We start from the raw sequence: 14,768 nt of genomic DNA, 5'->3' as shown, positions 1-14,768 counted from the left end.
GTTCCCCTTCAGGCTTCGATCTTCGAGAAATCCGCGACGGCGTCCATCGCGGTGCGGAGGCGGGCGAGAAGTTTCAAGCGGTTGTCACGGATGGCGGCGTCCGCGTCATTGACGATCACCTTGTCGAAGAATGCGTCAACGGGCGCGCGGAGGGTGGCCATCGCATCCATCGCAGGCTCGAACGCCTCGGCGGTGAGGTCGGTTTCGATGCGTGTGGCGGCGGCTTCAAGGGCGGTGGCGAGGGCCTGTTCCTCGGGCGCGGCGAGGAGCTGATGATGGTAGCCAGGGTCGAAGGTTCTGCCATCACGCTTCTCCTCGATGCGGAGGATGTTCGTGGCGCGCTTATAGGCTGCCAGCAGATTGGCGCCGGACTCAGCTTCAACGAAAGAGCGCACAGCTTCCGCTCTGCGGAGAATACGCACTAGGTCGTCGTCGGATGACGCGGCGAGTACGGCGGTGACGACGTCGTGCCGAATGCCCTCCGCGCGGATTTGGACGCGGAGGCGCTCGCTGAGAAACTCGAGGACATCGGCGGCGACGATTTGATCCGGCAATGGGAATGCGGGATCGCGTTCGCGCCGCTCCCATAGCTCTGCGCGCTTCTCCTGCCACGCGATTTCCGGTCCGCCCTGCTTCAGCCAGATGGGTTCGACCGCGCCTCGGACGGCGGGCACGAGCAGGTCTATCAGACGGACGCGCAGTGCATTTTCTCGCAGAATGCGGATGACGCCCAGCGCAGCGCGGCGCAACGCGAATGGGTCGCTGGAACCGGTCGGCCTCTCACCGGCCGCGAAGAAGCCGGCCAACTGATCGAGCTTGTCCGCCATTGCCACGCTAATCGCCACCGGCTCCGACGGTACCTCATCCCCCGGCCCGAGCGGCCGGTAATGCGCACCGATCGCCTCAGCGACCGCTGGCTTCTCGCCCTGCCCGAGCGCGTAGTACCGACCCATAACCCCTTGCAGTTCCGGGAACTCACCCACCATCCCGGACGCGAGATCGGCCTTGGCCAGTCTCGCCGCGCGCGCCGCATCATCCGCGTTCGCGCCGATCTTCTCCGCGATGATGCGCGCCAGTCGCTCCAGCCGCGCCACACGCTCCCCCTGCGTCCCCAGCTTCGCGTGGAACACCACGCTGTCCAGCTTCGGCAGGAAGTCTTCCAGCTTCTGCTTGCGGTCCAGGTCCCAGAAGAACCGCGCATCCGACAGCCGCGCGCGCAGCACGCGCTCATTGCCGCCGACGATCGCAGCACCGCCATCCGGTGCGGCGATGTTCGCCACCAGCGCGAAGCGTGGCGCGGCCGACCCATCCGCCTTGCGCAGCGCGAAATACCGCTGGTTCACGCGCATCGTCGTGCGCATCACCTCGGGCGGCAAATCCATGAAGGCGTCGTCGATGCGGCCGAGCAGCGGCACCGGCCATTCCACCAGCCCCGCGACTTCGCTGATCAGGCCTTCATCCGGCACGACGGTCAGGCTTTCGGCGGCGGCCAGCGCGGCGATGCCGTCCTTGATCTCCCGCGCGCGCTCAGCGGCATCAAGCACCACCCGGCGTTCGCGCAGTCCTTCCTGATAGTCGGTCAGCCCGCGCACGGCGAAGGCGCCGGGGGCCATGATGCGGTGGCCCTCGGTCTCGTTGCCGGAGGACAGCGCATGCCCATCATCATCGCCGCTGCGGAGATCGAACGGCACCACCGCGCCATCCAGCACGCAGAGGATGCGCTTCAGTGGCCGCACCCAGGACATCGGCGACGACCCACCCCAGCGCATCGATTTCGGCCAGGGGAAGGCGCGGATGATGGCCGGCACGGCGGCGGCGACCAGGGCGCGCGCCTCGACCGTCTCGCCGGGCTTCGACAGCACCCAGAACTGGCCTTCCTGCTTCAGCGCGTCGCGCGTCGCGCCGTGCTTGCGCAGGAAGCCATCGAGCGCGGCGTCGGGCGCGCCGATGCGCGGGCCGCGTTCCTCCTTGCCTTCCGTCGTGACCGACGCGCGCAGCAGCGCCGACAGGCCGATGCGGCGCGGGCCGTGGAAGGTCAGCGGCGGCGCCTCGACCAGCGCGGCGCAGCGTTCGCCGAACAGGCGCGCGAGATCCTCCGCCGCACGCGCCTGCATGCGCGCCGGGATTTCTTCGGAGAAGAGTTCGAGGAGCAGTTCAGGCACTAGATCGCCGCCTTCACATCGGTACGGGCGAAGTCATCGCCCTTGAACAACAGGGGTTCGTTGCGCGCCTTGGCGAGCGCGTAGGAGAAGCAGTCGCCGAGGTTCAGCCCGGCCGGGTGGCGGCCCTTGCCGTAGCGGCGCCAGGCGTCGCGGGCGAGGGCGGCGTGCTCGGCGGTGAAGGGGACGATCTCGGCGCGCATCGACCCGAGCAACTCGTCGAGCTCCGCGCCCATGGCCGGGCCGGTGCGCCCTTCGGCCACCATCGCGGTCTCGACGACCGTCGCGGCCGACACCACGCGCGATTCCGCATCGCGCATCGCCGAGGCGAAGGCGGTTGCCTCCTTCTCCTTGAACAGGATCGCGATCAGGGCGGAGGCATCGACGATCACCGCGGCAGGCCGTTCTCGTCGTAGAGGTCGCTATGGTCGCTGGTGACACCGGGGGGGACGAGCTTCGAGGCGCGCTCGGCTATCGCCATGATCTCGTCGTACATGCGCTGCTTCCGGTCGTCCCGCACCGCCTTCTCCCGGGCCAGGCGCTCATGCACCGCCTCGCGCACCGCGCCCGTCGCCGACGTGCCGAGCAGCGCCGCGAGTTCCTTGGCCTCGGCGATCAGCGCCTCGTCCTTGATGTTCAGCTGGCCCATGGCACCCTCCATGGTAGAATGACGCCCTGATATGGTAGAAACTGAGGCGCCGTTCAAGCTCACGCCGTCTCCCCCGCCAGCCAGGCCTCGCAGCAGCCTTTGGCGAGGGTCCGCACGCGGCCGATATAGGCGGCGCGTTCGGTCACGCTGATCGCACCCCGCGCATCCAGCAGGTTGAAGCGATGCGACGCCTTGATGCACTGGTCATAGGCCGGCAGGGCCAGCTTCCGTTCCAGCAGGGCGGCGCATTCCTTCTCCGCATCCTCGAAATGGCGGAACAGCATGCCGGTGTCGGCGAACTCGAAATTATGGGCGGAGTATTCCTTCTCGGCCCGCAGGAAGACCTCGCCATACTTTACGCCATCGTCGTTGAAGGCGAGGTCGTACACGTTCTCCACGCCCTGGATGTACATCGCCAGGCGTTCGAGGCCGTAGGTCAGCTCGGCGGAAGGCTTCTCGCAGGCGATGCCGCCGACCTGCTGGAAATAGGTGAACTGCGTCACCTCCATTCCGTCGCACCACACTTCCCAGCCGAGGCCCCAGGCGCCCAGCGTCGGGCTTTCCCAATCATCCTCGACGAAGCGGATGTCGTGCAAAGCGGGGTCGATGCCGAGCGCGCGGTAGCTCTCGATCAGCAGCGCCTGCGGGTCGGCGGGCGAGGGCTTCAGGATGACCTGGTACTGGTAGTAGTGCTGCAGCCGGTTCGGGTTCTCGCCGTAACGACCGTCGGAGGGCCGGCGGGAGGGCTGCACATAGGCCGCCTTCCATGGCTTCGGACCCAACGCCCGCAGCGTGGTCGCAGGATGGAACGTGCCGGCGCCGACTTCCATGTCGTAGGGCTGGAGGATGACGCAGCCGCGCTCCGACCAGAAGCGATGGAGGCGCAGGATGATGTCCTGGAAGCTCGGCGGCTTCTGCGGCATGGGCAATCCGGGTGTGCTGGTGTTGTTGCAGTGCACCTATAGGGGTAGGGCTACCCCTCGGCAAGAAAACCGCCCGCGATGGAGCCCCCGCCTTGGATGCCGCAGCCCTGATCCGTTCCTATCTGGACGCCTTCAACCGGGGCGACAGGGCGGCCATGCTGGCCCTGCTGACGGATGACGTCGCCCATGACGTGAACCAGAGCGGGCGGGAGGTCGGGCGCGATGCCTTCGGCGCCTTCATGGCCCGGATGGATCGGTGCTATCGCGAGACGCTTGTGGACATCGTCGTGATGGCGGAACGGACCGGCACGCGGGCGGCGGCGGAGTTCGTCGTCGAGGGCGAGTACCTCGCGACCGATGAGGGGCTGCCGGCGGCGCGCGGGCAGGCGTACCGCCTGCCGGCGGGGGCCTTCTACGACATTCGCGACGGGCGCATCGCCCGCGTGACGATGCACTACAACCTGCAGGACTGGATCGCGCAGGTCAGCGCCGGGTCGTGACCACCGCGACGCCCGCCAGCACCACCACGCCGCCGGCGACGACCTGCCAGGACGGCACCTCGCCGAGCCAGGCGGCGGCGATCAGCGTCGCGAACACGGGCTGGAGGTAGCCCACCATCGCCGCATCCGCCGCCTTGGCCCGCGTGGCGAGGCCAAGGAACAGCGTCAGCGGGATGGCGGTGGCGAAGATGGCGAGCACCACGGCAAGGACCCAGACCTCCGTCGGCTGGACCAGCGCCTGCGGCCCGTCCACCGCCATTGCCAGGCTGCCCGAGATGACGCCCGACACTGTCTGTTGCCCGAGGGCCAGCGCCGCCGCCGGCCCGCGCGGGGCCATCCGCACCCAGACGGTGCTGATGGCGTAGGAGGTCGTCGCGGCGAGGATCAGCATCGCACCGAAGGCCGTACCGCCGCCGAGGCCGCCCGGCCCGATCACCAGCGCGATGCCGCAGAAGCCGATGCCGATGCCGAGCATCATTCGCCGCGTCGGCTTCTCCCCCGGCAGCAGCAGCCCGGCGAGCAAGGTGATGATGAGCGGCCCGGTCGCCTGGATCAGCGAGGCGGGTGCGGCTTCCATCCGTTGCAGGGCGATGGGGATCAGCGTGTTGGGCAGCACGCCGCTGAAGGTGCCGAGCACGAGTGCGCCGATCGCCACCTTCCGCGTGATGCCGCCAAGCTGGCCGCGCATCCACAGGAACAGGAAGACGACGATCGCCGCCAGCACGCCGCGCACGCCGGCCATGGCGAAGGGGGACAGGAAGCCGGTCAGGTAGCGGATGAGCGGGAAGGCGCCGCCCCACAGCGCGGCAATGGTGATCAGCCGGACCCACAGCGCCGCGCCGGTCAGCGGCGGCATCATTCCCAGCCCAGGAAGCGACAGAACTCCCGCGCCGGGGCGCGTTCGGTGGTCAGCGTGTTCTCCGGGGCGCCCGGATCGGCGTGGCCGATCGCCATGCCGCAGACGACGACCTCCTCCTCGGGGATGGGCACGTGGTCGCGGATGATGCGGTGCTGGGGCGCGAAGGCGGCCTGCGGGCAGGTGTCGAGCCCCAGGCCGCGCGCGGCGACCGTCAGGTTGCCGAGGAAGAAGCCGTAATCGAGCCAGGACCCGATCTCGAGCCGGCGGTCTATGGTGAAGATGATGCCGACCGGGGCGCCGAAGAAGTCGAAGTTGCGGTCATGCTGGCGCCGCATCTTCTCCGTTTCGCCGCGCGCGATGCCGAGCAGGCCATAGAGGTCCCAGCCGACCTTGCGGCGGCGCGACAGGTAAGGCTCGGGGAAGCTCTCGGGGTAGTAGCGGTACTCGGCCTCGGGCGGCGCATGCGCCGCGACCAACGCGGCCGAGAGCCGCTTCAGGGGCTCGCCAGCCAGCACATAGCCGCGCCAGGGCTGCATGTTCGTCCCCGACGGGGCGCGGGCGGCGATGTCGAGCAGGTGCTCGACATCCTCGCGCGGCACCGGCGTCGGGAGGAAGGCGCGGATGGAGCGGCGGGAGGCGATCGCCTCCTCGGCTGTCACCGATGGGTGTCCGCGAAGGCCACCGGCTTGCCGATCGGCGCGCCCAGCACCTCGTCCTCCCGCATCACCGCGGTGCCGCGGATGATGGTCGCGACGGGCCAGCCGGTGCAGACCGTGCCGTCGAAGGGCGTCCAGCCGGCGGGGGTGGCCAGCCAGTCGTTGCGGATCATCCGCTGGCGCTTCAGGTCCACCAGCGTGAAGTCCGCATCGTAGCCGGCGGCGAGGCGGCCCTTGTTCAGCGCGCCATAGACGCGCGCCGGGCCGGCGCACATCAGGTCCACCAGCCGCGAGATCGACAGCCGGCCGCTGGTGACGTGGTCGAGCATGAGCGGCACCAGCGTCTGCACGCCGGTGAGCCCCGCCGCGGTGTTCGGCCAGGGGCGCTCCTTGGCTTCGCGCGAATGCGGCGCGTGGTCGGAGCCGATGCAGTCCACCGTGCCGTCATTCACCGCCGCCCAGGCGGCGTCGAGGTGACGCTGGTCGCGGATCGGCGGGTTCATCACGGCATAGCCGCCGAGGCGGTCATAGGCCTCGTCGGTCTGGGTCAGGTGGTTCAGCAGCACCTCGACCGTCGCGACATCGCGGAAGTCGCGGAGGTAGGCGAGTTCCTCGGCGGTCGAGACGTGCAGGATATGCGCGGCGCGGCCGGTCTTGCGGGCGATCGCCATCAGCCGCTTCGTGCCGAGCATGGCGGTTTCCACGTCGCGCCATTCCATGTGGTTCCGATGCGGCATGCCGACGGTGAACATCGGCTTCCGTTCCTGCAGACGGTACTCGTCCTCGGAGTGGTAGCAGATGCGCCGGCGGCCGGAGCGCATGACGGCTTCGAGGCTCGCATCGTCCTCGACCAGCAGGTCCCCGGTGGAGGAGCCGGCGAAGACCTTCACCGCGCAGACATTCGGCTGGAGTTCCAGTTCCGCGAGCTCGGCGATGTTCTTCTTCGAGGCGCCGACATAGAGCCCGACATCGCACCAGGCGCGGCCTTCGAGAAAGGCGCGCTTCTCGTCGAGGATCTCGCGGTTCACCACGGACTTCGCGGTGTTCGGCATGTCGAACACGGCGGTCAGGCCGCCGAGGATGGCCGCCTTGGTGCCAGTCTCGATGGATTCCACCGCCGGGTCGCCCGGGTCGCGCAGATGCACATGCGGGTCGATCAGGCCGGGCAGGACGTGCAGGCCGGCGCAGTCGATCGTCTCGGCTGCCTCGGCATGGCGGAGGTTGCCGAGCGTCGCGATGCGGCCGTCGCGCACGGCGACGTCGGCGGTCTCGACGCCCCAGGGCATGACGACATGGCCGCCGCGGAGGATCAGGTCGTAACGGTCTGCGGGCATGGCGGCATCTCCTTACGGGTCGGTCGCCCTTGTCGCACCGGCGCTGACGGTCCGGAAGCCCCGCGCCGCGGAGCCGCGCCTATGCCAATGCCTGGAACGCGCCATGCGTATCACCGCGCTCCGGCCTGAGACCTCGCTCACTGCCGGCTGGCGGGATGCAACGGATGCTCATTGCTAAATCACAACGGAAAAGATGTGCCGATGATGCGCGCATTCCTGGCTGTCGCGGCCTGCCTGCTGATCTCCGCCGCGCGCGCCGAGCCGCTGGTGGTGATGCTGTCCCTGCCGATGCCTGCTGGCACCGGGCGGCTCGTGCTCCCCGACGGCGCGGGCGCGGCAACGCCGCTCGTCATCATGCTGCCGGATACGCTGGGCGAGGATCTCCGTACCGATCCCTATGTGGATAGCCTGCTGGCGCGCGGCATCGCCAGCCTCGTCCTGGGCTTCGACGACGGCGTCGAGACGCAGGGGACGCTGCACGACGCCGCAACCAGCGCCGATGCGGCCATCGTGGCCCTCGGTTGGGCTTCCGCGGCCGGGCCGGCCGGGCTGCGGGTTGGCCTGATCGGCTTCGGCGCGGGCGGACGCGCCGCCTTGCGAAGCGGGGGCGTAGCCGTCGCCGTCGCTGCGCTCTACCCCGGTTGCGTCGAGCTCGACCTGCCGCCGGAGGGCGAGGCCCTGATCCTTCAGGGCGCCGCGGTGGCCGGGGGTTGCGATGCGCTGCTTCTGCCGCCCGGGGTCGTGCTCCGCCTGTTGCCCGGTGCGGGCCACGCCTGGGATGCGCAGGGGATCGCGCCGATGCTGCCTGATCCCGCGGGCGCGGATCGGATCCGTGCAACGCCGGATCACGAGACGACGCTACTCGCCGCCGAGGCATTGGCGGATTGGTTCGAGGCGCGGCTTGCCCCGCCCGAACGGCACGCCGCCCGGAGAACGGCGCGTGGTCGGCCCTGAACACGGCGGAGCGGCCGCCCGCGTATTCGGCAGGGCGGGCGTGTCGTCGGGCTGCCGCAGGCGCCGCGGATTTCGGCGTCGCTGAACCTGCGACCGCCCCCGGCAGGGGGCCCCGCCGCGTTCGTCAGCGCAAACGTACCGTGAGTATGAAAGAAACCGTCGGCCGTGCAGGCGACCGATCAGATCGCCCGCCAGGCCAGCCACGCGCCCAGCACCCCGAGCGAGACGAGGAACCAGAAGCGGAAGGTCGGCGGCGAGATCCGCGCCCGGATGCGCTGGCCGAGCCACATGCCGGCCATCGCCGGCGCGAGGGCGATCAGGGAGGCAAGCGCCTCGCCGGTTGCGAAGCCGCCATGAAGGGCAAGGCCGATCGCCAGCGCGACGGTCGAGACGGTGAAGGACAGGCCGAGCGCCTGCACCAGCTCATCCTTCTCCAGTCCGATGGCCTGGAGGTAAGGCACGGCCGGGACGACGAAGACGCCGGTCGCGCCGGTGACGAGGCCGGTCGTCACGCCCACCACCGGCCCGGCCCAGCCCTGCGCGCCCGCCGGCACGCGCAGCCGAGGCGCCCAGAGCGCCACCGCCGCATAGAGCATCAGCACGAGCCCGAGCCCGGCCGTCGCCGCCGGGCTGCCGCCGGTCAGCGAGCCCGCGCCGGCGACCGTGCCGATCACGACACCCGCCAGCATCGGCCAGAGCCGCCGCACCAGCCCCGGCAGGTATGGGCCGGCCGCCATCTGCCAGGCATTGGTGACGAAGGAAGGGGCGAGCAGCAGCGTCGCCGCCTCGGCCGGCGCGACGGCGAGCGTCAGCAGCCCCATCGCGAGCGTCGGCAGGCCGAGCCCCACCACGCCCTTCACGACGCCGGCAAGGACGAAGACGACCGCGATCGCGGCCAGCATGGTCGGGTCGGTCATCACGGCCGGGCGGCCTCCGGGGCAAGGGTCCGGGCCATCCAGCGGGCGACGCGGGCGGCGGATTCGGCGGCGAGGCGCTGGTGCGGCACGCCGGGGATGCGTCCATCTCCGCCGGGGACCGGCAGCAGGGCGAAACGGTCGGCGCCGTAGGCCGGGCGGTCCCAGGCATAGGCGGCGCCGGCGAGTTGCCGGCGTTCGGTCGGTACCCAGGCAGCGAGGACGGCGGCGGTCTCCGCGCAGGCGGCGGGCGGGTTGGCGGCGTCGCGGTCGCCATGCAGCAGCAGCACCGGGGTCGCGATGGTGGGGTGGTGCGCGCGCAGCGTGTCGGCGAGGCCGATGCAGCCGGGATAGAGCACGGCGCGCGCGGCAATGGCGTCGGCCCCCGTGGGGTCGGGCACGGCGAGCAGCGCCGCGCGGCCGCCTTCCCCGAAACCGAGCACGCCGATCCGCCCCGGCGCCGCGCGCGGGTCATGGGCCAGGGCGCGGACTGCCAGAGACGCGGCGGCGGCGAGGCCGGCCTCGGTGGCCGGCAGCCCGGTCGCCTCGGCGATGGCGTGGGCGTCGGCCTCCATGACCAGCAGGCCGGCTGCGGTGAGTTCGTGGACATAGCCGTCGGCCCGCGCATCGGCGCCGGGGGCGTCGGCCAGGATCAGCACGGCCGGGACGCGGTGCCTGGCGGCCGTCGCGGGCGAGGTAACGGCGCCGGCGATTAGCCCGCCGGCGACCGGTGGCGCCTCGGCCGCGGCGCTGCCGGCCATGACGGTGGCGAGGGCGGCGGCTAGCAGGCTGCGCCTCGCGGTCGGCATCGCGGCGGCGACCAGGTTCCGCATCGCGTTCGGCATCCTTCGGCGGTGACGGACCGAGGTTGCGCAGCGCCCCGCGGCGCCACAATCTGGCATTCCGCAAGCCTGCCTTCGGCGCAGGCAGAGGCAGAAAGATGCGCTTCGACCTGACGGACCTGCGCCTGTTCCTCGCCGTGGTGGAGACCGGCAGCATCACGCGCGGGGCGGACCGCTCAGCGCTCGCCCTGCCATCCGCGAGCGCGCGGGTGAAGGGGATGGAGGAGACGCTCGGCGCAGCTTTGCTGGTGCGGCGGCGGCGCGGTGTCGAGCCGACGGCGGCGGGGCGCGCGCTCGCCTATCACGCGCGGCTGGTCGTCGAGCAGCTGGAACGCATGGCGGGGGAGCTCGACGACCATGCGCGCGGGCTGAAGGGGGAGGTGCGGCTGCTCGCCAACGGGGCGGCGATCAGCGAGTTCCTGCCGGAGCTGCTGGCGCCGTGGCTCGCCGAGCATCCGAATGTCGATGTGCTGCTGGAGGAACGGCCGAGTGCCGCGATCGTCGAGGCCGTGCGCGGGGGCCAGGCGGATGCCGGCATCATCGCGGACTGGGCGGAAGCGTCCGGGCTGGCGCTGCTGCCGTTCCGCATGGACCAGCTCGTCGTGGTGGTGCCGCGGAGGCATGCGTTGGCGGCGCGGCGATCGGTGCTGTTCCGCGAGGTGCTGGACCATGACGTGATCGGCCTGCCCGAGGAATCCGCGTTGCAGGAGCATCTGTCGCGCCATGCGGCCGCGGCGCGGCGCCGGCTGCGGTTGCGCGTGCGGCTGCGCAGCTTCGAGGCGGTGTGCCGGATGGTCGGCGCCGGGGCCGGGGTGGGCATCGTGCCCCGGACAGCGGCCGAGCGGTTCCGCCGCAGCCTGCCGATCCGCGCCGTGGCGCTGGCCGATCCCTGGGCGGAGCGGCGGCTGGGGATCTGCCTGCGGGGGCTGGAGGCGCTGCCGCCGCATGCCCGGCGGCTGGTGGAGCATCTGGCGCGGGACGGGGCGTCGTGACCGCGTTCCGCATGCCGGGTGCCGTCGTCTTCGACATGGACGGGCTGCTGTTCGATACCGAGGTGCTGCACCGCGCCGCCGCCCAGGATGCCGCCGCCGAGCATGGCTGCGTGCTGCCGGATGCCGTGTTCCTGAGCCTGATCGGCGGCAGCGCGGTGGACAACCGGGCGCGGCTGCTCGCGCATTTCGGCACGGGCTTCGGCATCGACGATTTCGAGGCGTGCTGGAGCCGGCACTACGCCGCGCACGCGGCGGGTGGTCCCGCGCTGAAGCGCGGTGTCGCGGAACTGCTCACGCTGCTCGATGCGCTCGGGCTGCGGCGGGCGATCGCGACCTCCTCCTCGCATGAGGCCGTGCGGCGGAACCTTGCCGCGCATGGGCTGGCGGGGCGCTTCGATGCGGTGGTGGCGCGGGGCGACTATGCGCGCGGCAAGCCGGCACCCGATCCGTTCCTGCGGGCGGCGGAGCAACTCGGCGTGGCGCCCGGGACCTGCCTGGCGCTGGAGGATTCGCCGCATGGCGTCCGGGCCGCGGCGGCGGCGGGAATGACGGTGGTGATGGTGCCGGATCTCGTGCCGGCATGCGATGCGGATCGACGGCTGTGCGCGACCGTCGCGGAGGATCTGCATGCCGTGGTGCAACTTATCGCTGGATGCGGGTGACGACGGCGGAGCGGCTGTGCGCTGTCTTTGGTCCTCACGTTGCCAGGACACGGGCATCCCTCTCGGCGAGGCCGGGCACGGCAGGCTTTCCCGTCTCGCCCGCCGCAACGTCGTAGAACGCCACGTTGGTCCAGGGCCTGGTAATGGTTTCCGCAGGCCTTCTTGAGCACTTTACGACGTCCGCCATTGGAGATCGGAGGGGCTCTGCCCCTCCGAACCACCCCGCCAGGATGCTGGGCATCCTGGACCGCAATCTATTGGTGCCGGCCATGGAGGGCATGTTTGCCCCTCCAAGCCGGTTGCGCGCACAGGAGCGGGTCTCGGCGCCGTTTCCCGCCTGCCGTGCCCTGCGCCAAGTCGAGGTTTGCAAAGGCCCTTCGGCCTTTGCTGGGGTGGCTTGGAGGGGCAACGCCCCTCCAACGGCAACAGCGGAAATATCGGGACTGGCAAGGCCCCCCGAGGAACCCGCGCTACGCCGCCTGCTGTTCCAGCGTCGGTGCCACGTCCTGCAGTGTCACGCGGCGCATGTCGCGCGGGTAGGTGCTGTCCTCGAAGGGACGCGCGCGGTGCATCGTGCAGCGATTGTCCCAGATGACCAGGTCGTGCTGCCGCCACGTATGGCTATGCACGAATTGCCGCTGCGTCGCGTGTTCGGTCAGTTCGCGGATCATCATCATGCCTTCCGGCACGGGCATCCCCTCGACGCGGCCGATATGGGCGGAAAGGTAGAGCGAGACGCGGCCGGAGCCGGGATGGCGGCGGATGAGGCGCTGCGGGACGGGGGCAAATGCCTTCTTTTCGTCGTCCGTGTATGCGTCGAAGCCGAGCTGGGCGCGGGAATAGATCAGGGAGTGCCAGGTGGTGAGGCTGCGCAGCTTCGCCTTCTGCCTGTCGGCCAGCGCATCCCACGCGGCGCGCATGTCGGCGAATTCCGTCTCTCCGCCTTCGGGCGGGATCACGCGGGCATGCAGCATGGAATAGAGCGCGGGCGTCGACTTGAACGATGAGTCGCTGTGCCAGAGCCGGTTGCCGAGGCTGAACATCCGCCGGCGATCATCGGCCGCGAGCAGCCTGCCCTCCGTGTCAAGGTTGGAGATGTCGTTCATCTCCTGATGCTTCAGCCGGTGCTTGTCGGCGTCTACCGTCGCGCGCGTCGTCTCCAGCGTACCGAGGGCGCGGCCGACGGCCATCTGCTGGTCGTCGTCGAGCGGCTGGCCGGGGAAGACCAGCACGGCGTACCGGTCCATGGCGCGGTGGATGTCGTCGACCTGGTGGGGGGTGAGGGGGCGGCGCAGGTCGATCCCGGTCGCCTCGGCGACGAAGAGCGGATGCAGCGGCTTGAGCGCGAGGGTCACGGGCGGCTTCCTCCAACCGGCCCGGTCCCGGCTGGCCGGGCTCTGTGGGGAAAGCGTCGCCCCGGTGAAGAAGGGGGTCAAGATGCGTGGCGCAGACGAGTGCGGTTGGAGGACACTTAGGGCCGCCGGGGAACGGACACGCTCGTGGGAGGAAACGAATGGAAGGCGGATGCACCTGCAGGCATGTGCGGTACCGCATCGGCGGGCCACCACTGATCGTCCATGCCTGCCATTGCCGCTGGTGCCAGCGGGAGACTGGCAGCGCGCATGCGCTCAATGCACTGTTCGTCGCGGACGACGTGGTGCTGACGAGCGGGCAGCCCGAGGTCGTGAACACGCCGTCCGCGAGCGGGCGCGGGCAGCTCATCGCACGATGCCCCGCCTGCCATGTCGCGGTCTGGAGCCATTATCCGCAGGGCGGGCCCGCCGTGCGCTTCGTGCGGGTCGGCACGATGGATGACCCGGCGGCGTTTCCGCCGGATATCCACATCTACACCTCGACGAAGCTGCCCTGGGTCGTGCTGCCGGAAGGGGCGAGGGCCGTGCCGGAATTCTACGACGCCCGCACGGTGTGGCCGGAGGAGGCCCGCGCGCGCGTGGCGGCGATGCGCCAGCGGCTGAAGGCGCAGGCCGTGCCGGACCCGTCAGATCCGGGAAGCTGACGGGCCGACCGGAGCGTCAGGCGGCGGCGGCGACCGCGTCCTCGGCGTCGAGCACGCCGGCCACCGCGTGGACGACGGCGGCGATGCGCACCGCGGCCTGCACGGCTTCCTTCGACAGGCCGCCGTGGAGGACGACCTTCTCATGCGCTTCCATGCACATGCCGCAGCCATTGATGGCGGAGACGGCGAGCGACCAGAGCTCGAAATCGACCTTGTCCACGCCGGGCTTCGCCATGACGTTCATGCGCAGCTTCGCCGGCAGGTTGGCGTAGTCGCCACCGACCAGGTGGGTGAAGCGGTAGTAGACGTTGTTCATGCCCATGATGGCGGCCGCGGCCTTGGCGGCGGCGAGCGCCTCCGGCGACAGCTTCGGGGCGAATTCGCCAAGGAGCGCACGGGTGAGCTCGGCATTGCGCGCCGCGATGGCGCTGGCGACGAAGGTGCCGGCGAGCTGCTGCTGGTTCAGCACGGGCTCGGTGGCGAGCGAGCCGAGGTTCAGCTTCAGGTCCTTGGCGTGTTCGGGCAGGCGGGCGCGCAGGGCGTCGAGGGACATCATGGCCTCCGGGAGCAACACGTCCCGCGTGCCCGACCAGGGCGCGCGGGACCGGGGGGTCTACGGGGGGCTGCCTGCCCCCCCTTCGCGGATGCGGTTAGGGTTGGTGTGGCGGCTAACTGCGTCCGCGATGGCGGCCGTCAGGCCGCCTTCTCAAACAACTCCTGGGCGTTCAGGACGTCCTTGCCCTTCTCCCAGTTGCAGGGGCAGAGCTCGTCGGTCTGCAGGGCGTCGAGCACGCGCAGCACTTCCTGCGGGTTGCGGCCGACGTTCAGGCCGTTCACCGCGGCCCACTGGATCGTGCCGTCCGGATCGACGATGAAGGTGGCGCGCAGCGCGACGCCCGCGTTCTTGTCGAGGATGCCGAGGGCGGTCGACAGCTCACGCTTGATGTCGGCCAGCATCGGGATCGGCAGGTCGCGGATGTCGTCGTTGTAGACGCGCCAGTTCAGGTGGACGAACTCGCTGTCCGTGGACGCGCCGTAGAGCACCGCGTCGCGGTCGGCGAATTCACCGGCGAGCTTGCCGAAGGCGGCGATCTCGGTCGGGCAGATGAAGGTGAAGTCCTTCGGCCAGAAGAAGACGATCTTCCACTTGCCGGCATCGGAGGCGGAGGTGATCTCGGTGAAGGAGACGCCGGGGCCGCCGAGGCCCTCCTTGCCACCCTTCACGGCGGTCAGGGCGAATTCGGGGAACTTGTCGCCAACGGTCAGCATCGGTGCGCTCCTTGAGTTCTCGGGTCGCCACAGGCGTC

At 70.4% G+C, this 14,768-nt stretch carries 17 protein-coding genes; 5 read left to right on the top strand and 12 right to left on the bottom strand.

The window, feature by feature from the left end; translation table 11 throughout:
• Positions 1-8 precede the first annotated feature (8 nt).
• From glyS to GXW78_RS13345, 4 genes are read right to left on the bottom strand one after another with little or no spacing between them, the layout of a single operon-like run.
• Positions 9-2,162 (bottom strand): glycine--tRNA ligase subunit beta, encoded by a 2,154-nt coding sequence (gene glyS / locus GXW78_RS13360; RefSeq protein WP_211869317.1) that lies wholly within the window; start codon positions 2,160-2,162, stop codon positions 9-11.
• Positions 2,162-2,551, bottom strand: a complete 390-nt coding sequence (locus GXW78_RS13355) for a type II toxin-antitoxin system VapC family toxin (protein ID WP_211869316.1) — start codon at positions 2,549-2,551, stop codon at positions 2,162-2,164. The genes glyS and GXW78_RS13355 overlap by 1 nt, the downstream gene beginning before the upstream one ends.
• Positions 2,548-2,808: a type II toxin-antitoxin system VapB family antitoxin gene (locus GXW78_RS13350; RefSeq protein ID WP_211869315.1), complete on the bottom strand. Its 261-nt coding sequence runs from the start codon at positions 2,806-2,808 to the stop codon at positions 2,548-2,550. The genes GXW78_RS13355 and GXW78_RS13350 overlap by 4 nt, the downstream gene beginning before the upstream one ends.
• Before the next feature lie 59 nt (positions 2,809-2,867).
• On the bottom strand, positions 2,868-3,731 hold the full coding sequence (locus GXW78_RS13345) for a glycine--tRNA ligase subunit alpha (RefSeq protein ID WP_211869314.1): 864 nt from the start codon (positions 3,729-3,731) through the stop codon (positions 2,868-2,870).
• A 92-nt stretch (positions 3,732-3,823) separates the two neighbouring features.
• Here GXW78_RS13345 and GXW78_RS13340 point away from each other — a divergent pair, with 92 nt between their 5' ends.
• Complete coding sequence (locus tag GXW78_RS13340) at positions 3,824-4,231, top strand: ketosteroid isomerase-related protein (RefSeq protein WP_211869313.1); 408 nt, start codon at positions 3,824-3,826, stop codon at positions 4,229-4,231.
• On the opposite strand, the gene GXW78_RS13335 is transcribed toward GXW78_RS13340, so the two are convergent.
• The 3 genes from GXW78_RS13335 to GXW78_RS13325 are packed head-to-tail and all read right to left on the bottom strand — an operon-like array spanning position 4,215 to position 7,080.
• Positions 4,215-5,087 carry a DMT family transporter gene (locus tag GXW78_RS13335; protein ID WP_211869312.1) on the bottom strand — a complete coding sequence of 291 codons (873 nt, stop codon included), beginning with the start codon at positions 5,085-5,087 and terminating at the stop codon, positions 4,215-4,217. The genes GXW78_RS13340 and GXW78_RS13335 overlap by 17 nt on opposite strands.
• Positions 5,087-5,749 (bottom strand): nitroreductase, encoded by a 663-nt coding sequence (locus GXW78_RS13330; protein WP_211869311.1) that lies wholly within the window; start codon positions 5,747-5,749, stop codon positions 5,087-5,089. Before GXW78_RS13330 ends, GXW78_RS13335 begins: the two co-directional genes overlap by 1 nt.
• On the bottom strand, positions 5,746-7,080 hold the full coding sequence (locus GXW78_RS13325) for a dihydroorotase (RefSeq protein WP_211869310.1): 1,335 nt from the start codon (positions 7,078-7,080) through the stop codon (positions 5,746-5,748). Before GXW78_RS13325 ends, GXW78_RS13330 begins: the two co-directional genes overlap by 4 nt.
• Before the next feature lie 201 nt (positions 7,081-7,281).
• Here GXW78_RS13325 and GXW78_RS13320 point away from each other — a divergent pair, with 201 nt between their 5' ends.
• Positions 7,282-8,034 (top strand): dienelactone hydrolase family protein, encoded by a 753-nt coding sequence (locus GXW78_RS13320; RefSeq protein WP_211869309.1) that lies wholly within the window; start codon positions 7,282-7,284, stop codon positions 8,032-8,034.
• Between the two features lie 179 nt (positions 8,035-8,213).
• On the opposite strand, the gene GXW78_RS13315 is transcribed toward GXW78_RS13320, so the two are convergent.
• Together GXW78_RS13315 and GXW78_RS13310 are read right to left on the bottom strand one after the other, a co-directional pair.
• Complete coding sequence (locus GXW78_RS13315; RefSeq protein ID WP_211869308.1) at positions 8,214-8,951, bottom strand: sulfite exporter TauE/SafE family protein; 738 nt, start codon at positions 8,949-8,951, stop codon at positions 8,214-8,216.
• Positions 8,951-9,781, bottom strand: coding sequence for a dienelactone hydrolase family protein (locus tag GXW78_RS13310; RefSeq protein WP_211869307.1), 831 nt, complete (start codon positions 9,779-9,781; stop codon positions 8,951-8,953). The genes GXW78_RS13315 and GXW78_RS13310 overlap by 1 nt, the downstream gene beginning before the upstream one ends.
• Before the next feature lie 107 nt (positions 9,782-9,888).
• On the opposite strand from GXW78_RS13310, the gene GXW78_RS13305 reads away from it, so the two are divergent.
• Both GXW78_RS13305 and GXW78_RS13300 read left to right on the top strand, forming a co-directional pair.
• Entirely contained in the window at positions 9,889-10,782 is an 894-nt protein-coding gene (locus GXW78_RS13305; RefSeq protein ID WP_211869306.1) for a LysR family transcriptional regulator, read from the top strand.
• Positions 10,779-11,444, top strand: a complete 666-nt coding sequence (locus GXW78_RS13300; RefSeq protein WP_338147745.1) for an HAD family hydrolase — start codon at positions 10,779-10,781, stop codon at positions 11,442-11,444. Before GXW78_RS13305 ends, GXW78_RS13300 begins: the two co-directional genes overlap by 4 nt.
• 470 nt (positions 11,445-11,914) lie before the next feature.
• Here the strand turns inward: GXW78_RS13300 and GXW78_RS13295 are convergent, their stop codons facing one another.
• The gene (locus GXW78_RS13295) at positions 11,915-12,799 is read right to left on the bottom strand and encodes a TauD/TfdA dioxygenase family protein (RefSeq protein ID WP_211869305.1); all 885 of its coding nucleotides are present in this window, start codon (positions 12,797-12,799) and stop codon (positions 11,915-11,917) included.
• A gap of 158 nt (positions 12,800-12,957) precedes the next feature.
• Here GXW78_RS13295 and GXW78_RS13290 point away from each other — a divergent pair, with 158 nt between their 5' ends.
• The gene (locus tag GXW78_RS13290; protein WP_246522143.1) at positions 12,958-13,461 is read left to right on the top strand and encodes a GFA family protein; all 504 of its coding nucleotides are present in this window, start codon (positions 12,958-12,960) and stop codon (positions 13,459-13,461) included.
• Between the two features lie 16 nt (positions 13,462-13,477).
• On the opposite strand, the gene GXW78_RS13285 is transcribed toward GXW78_RS13290, so the two are convergent.
• Both GXW78_RS13285 and GXW78_RS13280 read right to left on the bottom strand, forming a co-directional pair.
• Entirely contained in the window at positions 13,478-14,014 is a 537-nt protein-coding gene (locus tag GXW78_RS13285; RefSeq protein ID WP_211869303.1) for a carboxymuconolactone decarboxylase family protein, read from the bottom strand.
• A 140-nt stretch (positions 14,015-14,154) separates the two neighbouring features.
• A complete protein-coding gene (locus GXW78_RS13280) occupies positions 14,155-14,730 on the bottom strand; it encodes a peroxiredoxin (protein ID WP_211869302.1) in 576 nt (191 codons plus the stop codon).
• Positions 14,731-14,768 lie beyond the last annotated feature (38 nt).

The organism is Neoroseomonas terrae (assembly GCF_018129025.1).
In the GTDB taxonomy this organism is placed as follows: Bacteria; Pseudomonadota; Alphaproteobacteria; order Acetobacterales; family Acetobacteraceae; genus Neoroseomonas; species Neoroseomonas terrae.
This window is presented reverse-complemented; position numbering and strand designations above follow the sequence as displayed.

Bases quoted from the DNA above. Each gene is read 5' to 3' on its own strand.
- GXW78_RS13350 (WP_211869315.1), bottom strand. From the start codon at position 2,808: ATGGGCCAGCTGAACATCAAGGACGAGGCGCTGATCGCCGAGGCCAAG.
- GXW78_RS13345 (WP_211869314.1), bottom strand. From the start codon at position 3,731: ATGCCGCAGAAGCCGCCGAGCTTCCAGGACATCATCCTGCGCCTCCAT.
- GXW78_RS13335 (WP_211869312.1), bottom strand. From the start codon at position 5,087: ATGCCGCCGCTGACCGGCGCGGCGCTGTGGGTCCGGCTGATCACCATT.
- GXW78_RS13325 (WP_211869310.1), bottom strand. From the start codon at position 7,080: ATGCCCGCAGACCGTTACGACCTGATCCTCCGCGGCGGCCATGTCGTC.
- GXW78_RS13320 (WP_211869309.1), top strand. From the start codon at position 7,282: ATGATGCGCGCATTCCTGGCTGTCGCGGCCTGCCTGCTGATCTCCGCC.
- GXW78_RS13315 (WP_211869308.1), bottom strand. From the start codon at position 8,951: ATGACCGACCCGACCATGCTGGCCGCGATCGCGGTCGTCTTCGTCCTT.
- GXW78_RS13310 (WP_211869307.1), bottom strand. From the start codon at position 9,781: ATGCGGAACCTGGTCGCCGCCGCGATGCCGACCGCGAGGCGCAGCCTG.
- GXW78_RS13305 (WP_211869306.1), top strand. From the start codon at position 9,889: ATGCGCTTCGACCTGACGGACCTGCGCCTGTTCCTCGCCGTGGTGGAG.
- GXW78_RS13290 (WP_246522143.1), top strand. From the start codon at position 12,958: ATGGAAGGCGGATGCACCTGCAGGCATGTGCGGTACCGCATCGGCGGG.
- GXW78_RS13285 (WP_211869303.1), bottom strand. From the start codon at position 14,014: ATGTCCCTCGACGCCCTGCGCGCCCGCCTGCCCGAACACGCCAAGGAC.
- GXW78_RS13280 (WP_211869302.1), bottom strand. From the start codon at position 14,730: ATGCTGACCGTTGGCGACAAGTTCCCCGAATTCGCCCTGACCGCCGTG.